Source organism: Kribbella sp. NPDC056951 (genome assembly GCF_042674205.1).
GTDB lineage: Bacteria > Actinomycetota > Actinomycetes > Propionibacteriales > Kribbellaceae > Kribbella > Kribbella yunnanensis.
The window spans coordinates 218,380-232,622 of sequence record NZ_JBHUQZ010000009.1; the positions used below are offsets into that span (position 1 = coordinate 218,380).

Genomic DNA, 14,243 nt, shown 5'->3' on the forward strand with positions numbered 1-14,243 from the left:
CACGGGCTTTACTGAGCCCATGAAGGAACGGGAGCATCCGCGCGAGGTGGTGCACGCTGCGTGTGCTGTCCACGGCCAGGACACGGTGATCGACTGGGCCGTCGCGTTCCTGACCGGCGAGATCTCCGGTACGGCGGCGTTCGGGGCGGACCTGCCGAAGCTGGTCGCGATCACGGGGTCGGCGAATCCGGGCGGCTGGACGGCTCCGGTCGATCCGGCCAACTACTACTGGATCCGGGTCTGGGCCGCTCGGGTGTTTCTCTACGTCTGGCGGGATGACGTGGTGGATGCGCTGCTCGCGGTTTCAGACGATCCGGCGTGGCGAGTTCGTGAGCACGTTGCGCGGATCACTGCGCAGCGAGAACTCGGTCAGTTGGTCGATGCGCTGCTGCCGATGCTGGAGCACGAGTTGCCTCGGGTGCGCGCGGCCGCCGTACGGGCTGTCGGTGCGGCGGGGGAGTTCGAGCATGTGGACGCGGTCGAGGAGTTGGCAGGCGACCCGGACCTTACAGTCCGGGCCGCCGTTGAGCGTGCTCTGGTGAAACTCAGTGAGCGATTGGATCGGCCAATGCCTTAGAACCCCAGAGTGTTGAGCTTCTCCAGCAGCAGGGTTTGCTGCCGGATCTGGTTGCTGGTCGAGGCCGGGTTGAGGCGGATCGCCTCGGCCTGCGCCATCACTGCGCCGAAGGTGCTGTCCAGCTGCAGGTCCAGGTTGGTGTCCACCTGGGTCCCAAGGTCGAACGAACCGTCGGCGAAGTTGAGCCAGGCGGTCAACGCCTGCCGGTCGAACTCGGCCTTCGGGTTCAGCAGCTGGATGTTGAGGACCGAGTGCGCCTTGGCCATCGTCGAGACGTCACGAGCTTCGGAGAAGACCGGGCTCATGTGCTGCGCCACCTGCAGGTAGCAGTTGATCGTGCTCACTGGCAGGTCGACCGGCGGGATCCGCAGCCCGGGGCGGGTCTGCAGGTACCACAGCGGCGCGATCCGGGTCAGGTGCGCGTTGCCCTGCACGATGACCTTGGCCGAGTCTGCACTCGAACCGTTGTCGTCGTCGCGAGCCGTGAACCCGACGTCGTAGTTGCATGCCGAGCCGAACGTGTGCGACTTCGCATCCGTCACGTCACGCGGCTGCAGGCTCGGGCTGCTGGCCGGATCCGTTCCGGGCGGGTTGACCAGGTAGTTGGTCGTCACATCCGGAGCGGGCGGCCCGTCACCCCAGCTCCAGCTGAGCGCGAGGTCGTCACTACCCGGATCGGTCGAGCGACCCTTGAAGTTCACCGGGTCACCACTGTGCGCGATGAACGTCGGTACGCCGTTGATCACCGTCGCCCCGGTCTCGTCGACAACCGCGGTCGGCGCCACGTTCGTCACCTGCACCGGGAAGGTCGCCGTACCGCTGCCACCGTCGTCGTCGGTCACCTTCACACCAACGGTGAACGACCCGTTGTCGCCGTACGCACGGCTTCCGGTGACAGTCGTCCCCACGATCGAACCGGCGGTCGGAGCCCCGAAGCCCCAGTCGATGCTCGCCGTGTGCGTGTCAGCCGACCCAGGATCAACGAACGACGCCTTCACCCCGAGCGTCGAACCCTCGCCGATCGTCTTCACCTGCGCCGGATCGATCGTCGCCGCCGGAGCAACGTTGTTGACGGTCAGGTGGAAGGTGGTGGTCGCGGTCTCGCCCTTGTCGTCGGTTGCGGTGATGGTGACATCGCGACTCTGGGTCGGACCGTCGCTGGTGCTTGAAGTCCAGGACCAGCGACCGCCGCCGACGTCGGCGACGTTGCCGCTGGAGGCGGACAGCGCGACCGGCCGGCCTTCGGGATCGCCAAAGCCACCGGCGTTGCTGGCCGTCGTACCCTCGTTCACCGTCACCGTGTTGTTGTCGGCGCTGATGGTCGGCGGGTTGTTGCCCTGCTGCAGAGCGCCCAGCAGGTCGATCCGCGGCGTGGTCGCGTTGGTCGTCGGGCTGGTCTGGTAGGTGATGTCGACGCCGGTGTCCCGCAGGTACCCGAGCAGGGTGGCTGCGGTGGCGTTCGGGTAGGCGTTCCGCAAGGCCGCGAACGCTCCGGCGACATGCGGGGCGGCCATCGACGTACCGCTGAGGTTGGCCCACGCGTCGTCCGGCACCGATGCGCGGATCGACGTACCGGGGGCGAACAGGTCGAGCATCGGGCCACGGTTCGAATAGCTGGCGGGGCTGTCGACCTCGTTGCCACTGCCATCGGCATCGATCGCGCCGACCGTCACCGCGGTGGAGACGCAGGCAGGCTCGCCGACGCCGTTGGGGTGTCCCTCGTTCATGGCCGAGATGGTCGTGGTGATGCCGTCCGCGAGTAGTAGGTCGATCGATGCCTTCGTCGTGCTGCCGTCACAGGCGGTGGACTGGTTGCTGGTGTCGCCACCACTCAGGTTCGCGGACGCGATCGTGAAGGTGTTGCGCAGGTCGTGGACCCGCTGCATCCCGGCGATGAAGTCCGAGTAGTAGAACTGCGGGCACGGCGGATTGCCGTTACAGCCCACGTTGTTGCGGTGGTAGATCTGGATCGCGATGATGTTCGCGCCCGGAGCCACACCGTTGCCCGGGGCACCGGTCACGCCGGTCCCGGCACCAGCCGCGATTCCGGCGACATGCGTGCCGTGGCGGCAGATGTTCGCCGTACCGTTGAGGCACTGTGCGGTCTCGGCGTCGGCGGATCCGGCCCCGGTCTGGCTGGCCGTCCCGTTCGGGCACAGCGAGACCTCGTTGGCGCCGCTGGTGCTGGAGTAGCAGGCTTCGGAGACGATCCGGCTGCCGAAGAACGGGTGGTCGAGGTCGATTCCGGTGTCCAGGATCGCGACCGTCTGGCCGGCGCCGGTGAAGCCGAGCTGGTGCACGGTGTTGGCGCGGATGAACGGAATGCTCTCGGTCAGCGACGGCGAACCGAGCTTGTCCGGTTGGATCGAGACCACGTTCGGGTCGGCGGCCAGCTCGGTCAGTGCGGCCTTGTCGGCATCGAGGGCGAGCAGCGGGAACGACCGGTACGTCCGGTTCTGATCCGCCGTGCCCTGGTCGATGTTGTCGAGCACCTGCTGCTTGTCAGCGATCCGGTCGACCTGCACGATCACCCGGGCCGAACCCTCCCGACCGGCCTTCTCGATCAGCTGTTTCTCACCGGGACTCGGTTCGGGCGCAGCTTGTGCCGGCATCTGCATCGTGCTCGCTGCCAAACCGGCCATGGCCAGCGCAACGAACAGTCTTCGAACTTGCATCGTGATTTCCCCCATTACTGTGCTGTCGCCTCAGCCGGACTGCTGGGCGGTGTCCTGCTGTACAGCCGCGACTCGCGGTGAGTGCTGCAGCCGGTCGAGGGCAGCCGCGTCGACGACCAGGGCCAGTTGCGGTACGGCGTCGTACCGCCGGATCACCTGAGCCGTGGGAACCTCGGCCAGTACGGCGTCCTGTGCGGCCCGGATCGCGGTGCGTTGGGCACGGCGCGCCTGATCCCCCAGTTCACCCTCGGGCCGGAAGTTCCCGGCCAGGGTGACGATCACGCGCTGCGACTCACCGGATGGAGTCTCGGCAGGCGTGCTGCCCGTCCCCGTCGTACAGGACGCGATGATCAGCAATCCCGCAGCGAGCAGCCCGCACCGGACCCACCCCATGACGACCCCCCTCGTCAGCGGCCAGGTTTGACCGCGGTCACATCGTGCCGGAGCGCCTTCAGCCAGTCTTAAATACGTGTTTCGTCAATTTCTGTCACGCACTGGCCATCTCCTGGTCAACCACTGGCTGCCCGTGATGGGGAGCGTTCGCCGCATGGAGACTTCGCGAAGATCAGTCCTGAAAGCCGGTCTGGCGTCCAGCGCGGTGGTCGCCGGCCTGACCGCTCCGGCCACCGCGGCGGCGACGCCCGTCCGGCAGGACCCGTTCACGCTCGGGATCGCGAGCGGTGACCCGTGGCCCGACGGGTTCGTGCTGTGGACCCGGCTCGCCGTCGACCCGACCGCGCCGGACGGACACGGTGGCATGCCGAACCGCGCTTACGCCGTCCAGTGGCAGGTTGCCACGGACCGCCGCTTCCACCACGTCGTCCGCGCCGGTGTCGCGGTGGCGCGGCCGGAGCACGCCCACTCGGTCCACGTGACCGTCCAGGGTCTACACGCGGGCCGCGAGTACTACTACCGGTTCCGTAGCGAGGGTTACGTAACGTCGGTAGGCCGCACGCTGACCGCGCCGGCCCGGGGGACCACGCCGCGCGAGCTGTCGATGTCGTTCGTGTCGTGTTCGCAGTTCGAGCACGGCTACTTCACGGCGTACCGGCGGCTGGCCGAGGACCGGCCGGACCTGGTGCTGCACCTGGGCGACTACCAGTACGAGTACACGAAGAACACGTACGTCGCGCCCGGCGGGAACGTCCGTGACCACGACGGCCCCGAGACCACGGACCTGGCGTCGTACCGGCAGCGGCACGCGCAGTACAAGTCCGACCCGGACCTCCAGGCCGCGCACGCGGTCGCGCCCTGGCTGGTCGTCTGGGACGACCACGAGCTCGACAACAACTGGGCCGACGAGATCCCGGAGAAGCCCGAGGACGGGTTCCTGGACCGCCGGGCCGCGGCCTTCCAGGCGTACTACGAGAACATGCCGCTGCGCGCGTCGTCGAAGCCGCGCGGGATCGACATGCAGCTGTTCCGGCGGGTGAAGTGGGGTGAGCTGGCAACGTTCCACATGCTCGACACTCGGCAGTACCGCGACGACCAGGGCTGCGGTGATGGCTACAAGGACTGCCCCGCGGCCGTGGACCCGAAGCGGTCGATCACGGGGGAGCGGCAGGAGAAGTGGCTGATCGACGGCTTCCGCCGGTCGGAGGCTCGCTGGGACATCCTTGGGCAGCAGGTGTTCTTCGCGCAGCGCGACAACAACCAGGGTCCGCTGAAGGTGACGTCGATGGACTCCTGGGACGGGTACGTCGCCTCCCGCGACCGGATCACCCGCGGCTGGGTCGACGCGCGGGTGCGGAACGCCGTCGTACTGACTGGCGACGTACACGCGCACTGGGCGTCGGACCTGAAGCTGAACTACGACGACCCGGCGGCACCGGCGGTCGGTTCAGAGCTGGTTTGCTCGTCGATCTCGACCGGTGGTGACGGTGCTGACTCCGGTACGACGGCTCACCCGTGGCTGACGTGGAATCCGCACCTGCGGTTCCAGAACAACCTGCGCGGTTACGTGAATACGACGATCACGCGCGAGTCGATGGTCGCGGATTTCCGCACACTGCGGACGGTTCGGGACCACGAGGCGCAGGCGTTCACCCGAGCCCAGTTCACGATCGAAGACCGCAAGCCGGGCCTGCACCTCACGGGGGAGACCCCGCCGGTCGCGCCCGCCGCCGCCCGCTCCCTCGCGGCTGCGGCCGACGACACGGTCGCCTGGGAGACCGCCCGGCCCTAGAGCCCCGACTCGTCGAGTACGCCGCGCAGCTTCGCGGCGTACTCGGCGGCTTCGGCATCGTCGGCGTACTTCGTCCGCGGCCAGAAGAACCCGCGCAGTCCGTCCCCCTTCGTCCGCGGCACCACGTGCACGTGGAGATGGGGGACCGACTGCGACACCACGTTGTTGACGGCAACGAACGACCCCTGCGCGCCGAACGCCGTACGGACCGCCGCCGCGACCGACCGCGCCGCACCGAACAGCGGCACGGTCAGTTCGTCGCTTAGCTCGACCATGGTCGGCACGTGCTCGCGCGGCACGATCAGTGTGTGCCCCTTGAACACCGGCCGGATGTCGAGGAAGCCGAGCAGTTCCGGCGTGTCCAGGACGATGTGCGCGGGCGTCGTCCCGGCGATGATCGAGCAGAACAGACAGTCCGCCATCAGCCGAGCTTCTCGTCTGCGAAGCACCAGCGCCAGTTCTCGCCGGGTTCGAAGCTGCGCATCACCGGGTGCTTGGTCTCGTCGTAGTGCTTGCTCGCGTGCTTCATCACCGATGAGTCGCAGCAGCCGACGTGACCGCAGCCGAGGCACAACCGCAGGTGCACCCAGGTGCCGCCCTCGGCCAGGCACTCCTCACAGCCCTCAGGTGTGTTCGGCGCGACCACTACGGGCGCTTGGAGGAGGTGCTCGCAGGCTCCGCTGGCCGAGGCCGGTGGACGCAGGTCCTCGGAGCGGCCGCCGACGTCGTCGTCCTCGTCGCGGTCGAGGATCGACTCCTCGATGTCGAGCACGGACTGCGCGCGCTGCAGGACCTCGTCGGCGACCAGGCCGGCGTCGCGGACCTTGAGGATATGCGCCCGCTCGGCCTCCAGCATCGCCATCCGCAGCCGCCGGTACGCCTCACTCGGCGTCTCGTACTCGGTCTCCGGACGCCCCAGCCGCTCCCACGCCGCCAGCGCGCGCGACTCACCACGCTGCCGGAGAACCGCGAGCACCGCTGCGGGATCATCCGCCGTACTGATCTCGTCGAGCTTCTCGATCGCTGCGCGATGCGCACCCTGCAGTACGGCGGCCTCCTGCAGCGCGTCCTCTGCGGGATCCGGTCCGGGCAGCTGCAGACGCCGTACCAGCCAGGGGAGCGTGGAGCCCTGCAGGAGCAGCGTGCCACCGGTGACGGCCAGCGCCATGAAGACCAGCACCTCGCGGTGCGGAGTGTCCTCCGGCAGCGTGAAGACCGCGGCCAGCGTGACTACACCGCGCATCCCGGCCCAGCAGACGACGATCAGCGCACCGAACGAGACCGGCCCTGGGCGGGACCGGCCGAGTACGCGGCGGGACAGGTAGGTGGTCGGGATGACCCAGATCGGCCTTAGCAGGACGGTGGCTAGGAAGACCGCGACTGTCGAGACCGCGATCAGCCAGCCCGGGAGCGGACTCTCGGAGAGGTCGTCGAGGATCCACCGGGTCTGCAGGCCGATCAGCAGGAAGACCGTGTTCTCGAGCAGGAACTGGAACGTGCGCCAGTTGGTCCGCTCCGAGATCCGCGACTTGGCCGACTGGATGATCGGTGCCTTGTGCCCGAGGATCAGGCCGCAGACGACCACGGCCAGTACGCCGGATGCGTGGACATAGTGGTTTTCAGCCGCGACGTACGCGATGAACGGGGCGGTCAGGCTCAGCGTGGTGTCCAGCACCGGGTCGGTGAACCGCTTCCGGATCTTGGCCAGCACGATCGCCACCACCAGGCCGATCGCGACACCGCCGCCGGCCGCCCGGAGGAAATCGAGCCCGACGTGGAGCACGGTCGGAGCGACCAGCGCTGCGCCGATCGCCGTACGGAGAATGACCAGCGCGGTTGCGTCGTTGACCAGGCTCTCGCCCTCGAGGATCGTGACCACGCGCCGGGGGAGACCCACCCGCTTGGCGATCGCGGTCGCGGCGACGGCGTCCGGCGGCGCGATGACCGCGCCGATCGCGAACGCGGCCCAGAGGGGGAGCGGTTCGTAGCCGTGGGACTCGGCCACGATGTTGAGCAACCACCAGGCGACCAGGCCGACACCGACTGCGGTGAACGCGACCAGACCGACCGACAGCAGACCGATCGAGCGGCGGTGTTTGGTGAAGTCGACCAGGCTGGTCTTGATCGCCGCGGAGTACAGCAGCGGGGGCAGGAACCCGATCAGCACCACCTCGGGCTCCAGCTCGACCCGCGGGACGAAGGGCAGATAGGACGCGGCGACGCCGATCACCACGAGCAGCAGGGGAGCCGACAGCCCGATCCGCCGAGCCAGCGCGGCCCCGCCCGCGACCACGGCGACGAGGGCGACGATCTCGATCGCGATATGCACGGAGCACAGTGTCTCAGTTCCCACTGGTCCGCCGAGCCGGCGTCGTCTAGCGTGTGCGGAGCGAGATCCGTCCACCACGGGGAGTGATCACATGCGCCGTACCGTCTCCGCCCTCTCAGCCCTCTTGATGTTCGGGGCTCTGCTCGCCCCGGCGCCTGCTCTCGCCACGCCTGTTGCCGCCGAGGACACGGTCACGACCGGCTGCGTGCTTTCGGTCCCCGAGCCGGGCACATCCGTGCCGGTGAAGATCTGCTACACCCTCTTCAAACCGGCGGTCGCGTCGGCTGACCACCCTGTTCCGCTGCTCTTCAGCAGCCACGGCTGGGGCGGCTCACGAACCACGGACATCCGCCAGTTCCGGCCCCACCTCGACGCCGGCTTCGGCATCCTGAGCTTCGACCAGCGCAGCTTCGGCGAAAGCACCGGCGTCGCCCACGTGATGAACCCCGACTACGAGGGCCGCGACGTCATCAAACTCATCGACTTCGTCGCCTCGCTCGACTGGGTGACCAAGCAGCGACCCGGCGACCCGCTGATCGGAGCCATCGGCGGCTCGTACGGCGGCGGCTACCAGCTCGCCGGCGCCTTCACCGAGATCCGCGACCACGGCCGAACCCGCGTCGACGCCCTCGCCCCCGAGATCACCTGGTGGGATCTCAAGCGCTCCCTCGCCCCGTCCGAGACCGCGCGCACCATCTGGCTCGGCATCCTCTACGCCAGCGGCGGCAAGAACCTCCCGCCCTCGATCGGCAAGTCGTTCGTCACCATGGTCGCGACCGGCGCCTGGCCTACCGGCAAGGCCGGCCGCGAGCTCACCGCATTCTTCGCCCACAACGGCCCCGCCTGGCACGTCGCCCAGGGCCGCAAACTCGACGTACCGGTCCTGCTCGAACAAGGCATCACGGACAACCTCTTCAACCTCAACGAAGGCCTGTCCATCTTCGACCGCGCCCTCACCCCACGCGCCCGCTCCCACTCAATGCTCGTCGGCTACAACGGCGGCCACGCCCTACCCGCCGTCGTACCACCCGGCTACGGCACCGCAGGCGACCCCTGCTCCATCGCCCTCGGCTCACCCAACTTCGCCGGGCTCGCCCTCCGCTTCCTGCGCCTGCAGCTATTGGGCGAGTCCACCGGCCTCACCGGCTTCGGCAAGTACCACCTCTCCACCGCCGACGGCCGTTGCCTAACGCAACGGTCCCTAGCCGCCAACACGGTCAAACGTCTCGGCAAGATCGCCACCCCCACCGGCGTCGGCGTCCCCGTCAACGTGAAGATCGCCGCCGGCCCACTCACCGTCGCCGGCACCCCCCGCGTCACCGCCAACGTCTACACCATCGTCCCGCGCACCCCGGCATTCCTGGCCCTGAGCGTCGGCACCAACCCCCTGACCGCCCGCGTAATCCAGAACAACACCATGCCGCTCCGCGAAAAACGAGCCGCCCACGGCACCCGCCGTACGATCGAACTCCCCGCGATCGCAGTCGACGTACCAGCCGGCCAAAACCTCTACCTCACGGTCTCCCCAGTAGCCGACATGTTCGCCGGCCAACGCGCCCCACTCCCCGGCGCCCTCCTACTCAAGAACACAACCGTCAGCTACCGCACCATATCCAGATAAGTCTTGTAGACACTGACAAACGGCTCATCCTCAGCCACCGCCGTCACCAACCAGTCACAAGAAGCCTGCGCCTGCTCAACAACCTCCGCCGGATACCCATACTTCACCTGATGCAAGGCGAACTCGTCCTCGTCATCCACCAGCACAGTCCCATCCCGCCGCTTGATGACATCCAGATCCAAATCGATCATCGTCACCCGATCATCCGAGAACTCCACCGGCGTAGTGATATCGCAGTAGATCTCCGTCATCCGCGGCGCATCATTGAAAATCACCGTGAACCACCGCCCCCGCGGAAACAACTGCACATGAGCCTCCTCCGCGGTGATCTTCAACCCCTCACCACGCTGCGAGACAGCCCCCACCCGCCCACCCAACCAAACCCCGAACTCGTCCTCCCCCAAAAACTCCATCCACTGATGCCAGTGCAAACTCTCGTCAAACTTCCGATACACAACCCGCACGTCCCGTCCCATAGCAGCAATCTATCGCTGCGAGGGTGTAGCGGCGGCGACCCGCACCTTGGCGCTCACCGCGGTCTGGAAGTGCTGCGCCTGGCCGGCGTAGTACGCCCGCCACACGCCCCCGGCCGGCTCGTCGACCGTTGCAGAGAACGCGAAACCAGCGCTGTCCCAGTCGGCGTTCTCGATGTCGGCCACAGTCACCCAGGAATCACCTGGCGCCCGGTACTGGATCTGCACCGGGACGGTTCCCGGCGAGTACCTGCCAGGAAATTGCACATGCCCGCTGGCCACCACCTGGCCCGACTCATCCCTGGCAGCGGTGAAATCGCTGAACTCCACCGGCTGCAGCACGCTCACCGACGCCTTCTCCAGCACCAGAGGCAGGAACGGGTCCGGCCGACCGTTCTCGTCGCTTCCTGCGAATCCGACCTGGTAGTAGCCGGTGACGTAGGGCACCGAGGTGACCGAGAACCGCCCATCGGCGTCCGTCTTGGGCACGTCGACAGCGACCGGGCAGGTCCCGAACTGATCGCACTCCAGCAATCCGAACCGCCGATTCGCCAGCGGACGCCAGCCGTCCGGGGATTTCCAGCTCAGCCGGCCGCTGATGGTGACCGGCTCGCCCAGCTTGACCTGCTTCGGGCTGACCTTGACCGTGATTCGCGTTGGCGACGGTGTCACCGAGATGTGCTGGGGCTCCGATTCGGCGAAGACATAGTCACCACCGCCCTCGAACCTGGCGTAGATGTTGGCTTCCTGGTTCAGCGCCACCTCGCCGGTGAAGCGCCCGTCTGGGCCGGTCTGGACGTCCACGGACGGTTCGAAACTGGCGCCGACCCGGACCGGCATCCGCGAGATCGGCCGGAGCACGCCGTCGGTCGGCCATTTGCCGCTCAGTGTGCCGGTGACCTTCACCGTACGTCGGCTGTAGGTGATCGTCGTACGATCAACAGACAGCGGGCTGAAGATCGGCTGAATGACGTAGACCAGCGTCCCAGCGGACCTCTTGGAGGTTTGCTGGCCGAGCGTGTCCACGGCGTCGACATCGATGCGGTAGGTGTCGAACTTGTCGAGTTGGACCCGCGTGCCTGCGGTGAACACGCCGTCCTGGGCCGTGCCGCTGGACAGATTGAACGAGGTGATCGCGGCGAGCTCCTCGCCGGTGGCCTGCGACCGGATGTGCGCGGTCAAACCCTCGATACCCGCCTCGGCGCTCGCGCTGATCTGCACGATCCCGAGATCGCTCTCGGAACTGAACGCCGACCCGATCCGCGGCGGAGTCGCCGCGGTTGCCACCGACGGCACGACCCCGATCAGGACCACGGCACCTGCAAGTACCGCGATCAGTCCACGAAATGCCACCACAGAACGACGCCTCATGCGACTATCCCCCAGATCCCCAGCGGCCCACTAGCTCGCCGCCAGCAGTAGACACCGGCAACGCCTGCTACGCAACGCGGCTGAGTTGCAGGAACGTGCAATCTTGCTCTGAGGGGGAAGCCTCCAGTTGGCGGAACTGTATGGGTTGTTTGTATGAGTTGTATGTGTTGGTCACGCTTTGCGACCCCTAGGATCCTCTACGCATCTGTGGCTCGGGGGAGTCGAGAGCGGTGGGGCAATGAGCGGGTGGGGTGTGCCTTCGGGCAAGCGGCGTGTTGTCGCGGGCGTCTGTGTGCTGGCGGCCGGAGTATCGAGTTGGTTGTCGGCCGTTCCTGGGAACGAGCAGTCAGCCGGTGCGGTGCCTGTAGCAGCCGCGCCGGCCGCGATGGATCAGTCGGCATCGTCGAGGCAGGCGAAGGCGACGGGTACGCGAGTCGAGGTGTTGGGCAAGCGCACCGAGATGGCTCAGACGTTCGCCAATCCGGACGGCACGTTCACCCTCGAACAGTCGAACATCCCGGTCCGGACGAAGAAGGACGGCCAGTGGGTCGACCTGGATGCAAAGCTGTCAATCGGCTCGGACGGTCGTGTGCGACCGGCTGCTACCGCGATGGAGATGAGCTTCTCCGGTGGTGGTGACGATTCGCTGATCGTCATGAGGGCGGACGATCACGAACTCAAGCTTCGCTGGCCGGGGCAGCTGCCCGAGCCAGTTGTCGTCGAGGACAGCGCTACCTATCCAAACGTGTTTCCTGATGTCGATCTGAAGATTACTGCGGCTACTGCGTCGTACAGCGAAGTGCTGATCGTGAAGACGCCGGAGGCGGCACGCCTTCCACAGTTGCAGGGACTCGATCTCGAAGTAGAGGCGCAGGGGCTGAATGTTTCCGAGGCCGCGGGTGGCGTCGTGCTGGCGAAGGATCAGTACGGCAAGGTCATTTTCACCGGACCGGCGCCGGTGATGTGGGACTCACGTGGCGAGGCCCAAGCGCCGACGGACGACGATCGCAGTGATCAGCCGCTCGAAGGTGACAAGGTTGTCCAGATTCCGCTCGAGGTTAGCCAGGATTCGCTCACCATCAGCCCCGAGCCGTCTTTGGTGAACGATGCCGCGGCGAAATACCCGCTGTACATCGATCCGCCGTTCCATTCGGTGCAGTACGGCCGGGCGATGATCAATCAGCACTATCCGACGACCGCTTCGTGGCAGTGGGAGGGGCCAGAAGGCGTCGGCTACCAGGAGTTCGAGCCGTGGAGCCGGAAGCGGCTGATCTACCAGATGAAGATCGGTGGGTTGGAGGGCACCCACATCACGAAGGCCGTCTTCAGTGCCTTCGAGACTTGGGCCGCGAGTTGCACCAAGAAGGAGGTGCAGCTGTGGAAGACAGCCCCGATTAACACCAACGTCACCTGGAACACCGGTTCCGGTTCGAACGTCTGGCTGAAGCATGTGGCCTCGGTTACGGATGCGGTCGGCAGGGACGAGTGCACCCCGGGCGGCAAGTGGCTGGAGTTCAACGCGACGAGCATCGTCGCCGAGCAGGCGGCGGCACGGAAGGCCTACGCCTACCTCGGTCTGCGAGCCGCGAGTGAGACCGACTCGATGGCCTGGAAGCGGTTCGACAAGCGGGTCAGGTTGGACATCATCTACAACCGAATCCCGGTGTTGTCCGGCGCGCACACGATCAATCCGACGATGGGGTGCGCCCCCTCGACGGCGCCGGCGAAGGTCAACCAGGTCAGCCCGGTCCCGCTGATCAAGGTGCTGGACGCGGACCGCCAGTCGTCTCGGGTCGACTTCGAGTTCTGGTTCAACAACGTGGACGAGCCAGTGTGGAAGGGAAGCAGCCTGACCAAGGTGAGTAGCAGCACGGTGGAGTACTCGCCGGCCTCGGATGTGACAGGGTTGCGGGAAGGGAAGTTGATCGGCTGGATGGCCCGGGCATGGGACGGCATCGACCATTCGGCATGGTCGCCGAAATGCTGGTTCACTCTCGACCTGACGGAGCCGCCACCACCCACAATCACCGTCGTCACTCCCGCACCTGCGTCGGGCATCTATCCGCTGGGCCAGCCCATCGAGGTAAAGCTCAGTGTCACGACGAACGACCCGAACTACTTCAAATACGCGATCGATACGGAAGAGCCAACCAGCCCGGTGGTTTCGGTGAATCCCGGCACCTTCAGCTTCACCCCGACCAAGGCCGGACCGCTGGTCATCAGAGCCTGGAGCTTCGATCGGGCGGGGAATCGCAGCGAGCGCTTCAATGCCCGGACTGTTCGGGTCGAAACTGGCCCGTCGACAGGTCGCTGGTATCTGGACGAGGGAACTGGGACGGTGTCGAGGGACACCAGTGGCAAGGCCCACGACTTCAATCTCGGTACTGCGGGGAGTTGGGCCGTCGGTGACTCGTGGGATTCGACCTCGACCGGCGCCAACGACTGGTCTGTCGCGTTGCCGGGCACAGCGTCGATCGCGACCGGCGCTTCGAACATCGTCGATACGAGCCGCAGTTTCACGGTGAGCGCCCGTGTACGTATTGGTGACAACACTTCCCGGCAGGTAGCGGTGAGCGAGGACAGAGCCGGGGCCGGTGGTTTCATGCTCGGCTTCCTCAGATGGGATACGAGTGATCCTGATGAGCGCAGGGCGATTTGGGGCTTCTCCATTCCGGATCCTGACGGAACCGGTCAGGTGACCGTCGAATCCGATTCGTTCGGCTACGAGCCAGGGGACTGGATCTACCTGACTGGCTCCTACAACTCGGCCGATCGTGAACTGAGCCTGGTGCTGAACGACTACGCCCAAGAGTCGGTAGCCGCGGTCCCGGGCATCAAGGCGGCCCCAGACGGCACCGGGCAGTTGCGCATCGGGTCGGCTCTCGACGGCGGAGTGCAGAAGCACTTCCTCAAAGGCCAGGTCGACGATGTGCGCATCTACGCCGGACCGATCGACGGAGCCGCTCTGTCGACCAACTACGAAGACACATCTCCCACCGGATAGCTGAGGAC

General features: G+C 66.6%; 10 protein-coding genes. 4 read left to right on the plus strand and 6 right to left on the minus strand.

What is annotated here, in order from left to right; all coding sequences use genetic code 11:
• The first annotated feature begins 19 nt into the window (after positions 1-19).
• Complete coding sequence (locus ACFTSF_RS30425; protein ID WP_380157668.1) at positions 20-577, plus strand: HEAT repeat domain-containing protein; 558 nt, start codon at positions 20-22, stop codon at positions 575-577.
• On the opposite strand, the gene ACFTSF_RS30430 is transcribed toward ACFTSF_RS30425, so the two are convergent.
• Together ACFTSF_RS30430 and ACFTSF_RS30435 are read right to left on the minus strand one after the other, a co-directional pair.
• Positions 574-3,252 carry a S8 family serine peptidase gene (locus ACFTSF_RS30430; RefSeq protein ID WP_380157670.1) on the minus strand — a complete coding sequence of 893 codons (2,679 nt, stop codon included), beginning with the start codon at positions 3,250-3,252 and terminating at the stop codon, positions 574-576. The genes ACFTSF_RS30425 and ACFTSF_RS30430 overlap by 4 nt on opposite strands.
• 30 nt (positions 3,253-3,282) lie before the next feature.
• Entirely contained in the window at positions 3,283-3,645 is a 363-nt protein-coding gene (locus ACFTSF_RS30435) for a hypothetical protein (protein ID WP_380157672.1), read from the minus strand.
• A gap of 154 nt (positions 3,646-3,799) precedes the next feature.
• Between ACFTSF_RS30435 and ACFTSF_RS30440 the strand changes: the two genes are divergently transcribed.
• Complete coding sequence (locus tag ACFTSF_RS30440) at positions 3,800-5,437, plus strand: alkaline phosphatase D family protein (RefSeq protein WP_380157674.1); 1,638 nt, start codon at positions 3,800-3,802, stop codon at positions 5,435-5,437.
• On the opposite strand, the gene ACFTSF_RS30445 is transcribed toward ACFTSF_RS30440, so the two are convergent.
• Complete coding sequence (locus ACFTSF_RS30445; protein WP_380157676.1) at positions 5,434-5,859, minus strand: HIT family protein; 426 nt, start codon at positions 5,857-5,859, stop codon at positions 5,434-5,436. The two genes, ACFTSF_RS30440 and ACFTSF_RS30445, sit on opposite strands and share 4 nt — an antisense overlap.
• Positions 5,859-7,766, minus strand: a complete 1,908-nt coding sequence (locus ACFTSF_RS30450) for a Na+/H+ antiporter (RefSeq protein WP_380157678.1) — start codon at positions 7,764-7,766, stop codon at positions 5,859-5,861. Before ACFTSF_RS30450 ends, ACFTSF_RS30445 begins: the two co-directional genes overlap by 1 nt.
• Positions 7,767-7,857: 91 nt before the next feature.
• Between ACFTSF_RS30450 and ACFTSF_RS30455 the strand changes: the two genes are divergently transcribed.
• On the plus strand, positions 7,858-9,387 hold the full coding sequence (locus tag ACFTSF_RS30455) for a CocE/NonD family hydrolase (RefSeq protein ID WP_380157680.1): 1,530 nt from the start codon (positions 7,858-7,860) through the stop codon (positions 9,385-9,387).
• On the opposite strand, the gene ACFTSF_RS30460 is transcribed toward ACFTSF_RS30455, so the two are convergent.
• Both ACFTSF_RS30460 and ACFTSF_RS30465 read right to left on the minus strand, forming a co-directional pair.
• Positions 9,366-9,863 (minus strand): DUF402 domain-containing protein, encoded by a 498-nt coding sequence (locus ACFTSF_RS30460; RefSeq protein WP_380157682.1) that lies wholly within the window; start codon positions 9,861-9,863, stop codon positions 9,366-9,368. The two genes, ACFTSF_RS30455 and ACFTSF_RS30460, sit on opposite strands and share 22 nt — an antisense overlap.
• Before the next feature lie 9 nt (positions 9,864-9,872).
• On the minus strand, positions 9,873-11,231 hold the full coding sequence (locus ACFTSF_RS30465; RefSeq protein ID WP_380157684.1) for a hypothetical protein: 1,359 nt from the start codon (positions 11,229-11,231) through the stop codon (positions 9,873-9,875).
• Positions 11,232-11,469: 238 nt separating this feature from the next.
• Here ACFTSF_RS30465 and ACFTSF_RS30470 point away from each other — a divergent pair, with 238 nt between their 5' ends.
• A complete protein-coding gene (locus ACFTSF_RS30470; protein WP_380157686.1) occupies positions 11,470-14,235 on the plus strand; it encodes a hypothetical protein in 2,766 nt (921 codons plus the stop codon).
• The last annotated feature ends 8 nt before the right edge of the window (positions 14,236-14,243 follow it).

Bases quoted from the DNA above. Each gene is read 5' to 3' on its own strand.
- ACFTSF_RS30425 (WP_380157668.1), top strand. From the start codon at position 20: ATGAAGGAACGGGAGCATCCGCGCGAGGTGGTGCACGCTGCGTGTGCT.
- ACFTSF_RS30445 (WP_380157676.1), bottom strand. From the start codon at position 5,859: ATGGCGGACTGTCTGTTCTGCTCGATCATCGCCGGGACGACGCCCGCG.
- ACFTSF_RS30435 (WP_380157672.1), bottom strand. From the start codon at position 3,645: ATGGGGTGGGTCCGGTGCGGGCTGCTCGCTGCGGGATTGCTGATCATC.
- ACFTSF_RS30470 (WP_380157686.1), top strand. From the start codon at position 11,470: ATGAGCGGGTGGGGTGTGCCTTCGGGCAAGCGGCGTGTTGTCGCGGGC.
- ACFTSF_RS30430 (WP_380157670.1), bottom strand. From the start codon at position 3,252: ATGCAAGTTCGAAGACTGTTCGTTGCGCTGGCCATGGCCGGTTTGGCA.
- ACFTSF_RS30455 (WP_380157680.1), top strand. From the start codon at position 7,858: ATGCGCCGTACCGTCTCCGCCCTCTCAGCCCTCTTGATGTTCGGGGCT.
- ACFTSF_RS30460 (WP_380157682.1), bottom strand. From the start codon at position 9,863: ATGGGACGGGACGTGCGGGTTGTGTATCGGAAGTTTGACGAGAGTTTG.
- ACFTSF_RS30465 (WP_380157684.1), bottom strand. From the start codon at position 11,231: ATGAGGCGTCGTTCTGTGGTGGCATTTCGTGGACTGATCGCGGTACTT.
- ACFTSF_RS30440 (WP_380157674.1), top strand. From the start codon at position 3,800: ATGGAGACTTCGCGAAGATCAGTCCTGAAAGCCGGTCTGGCGTCCAGC.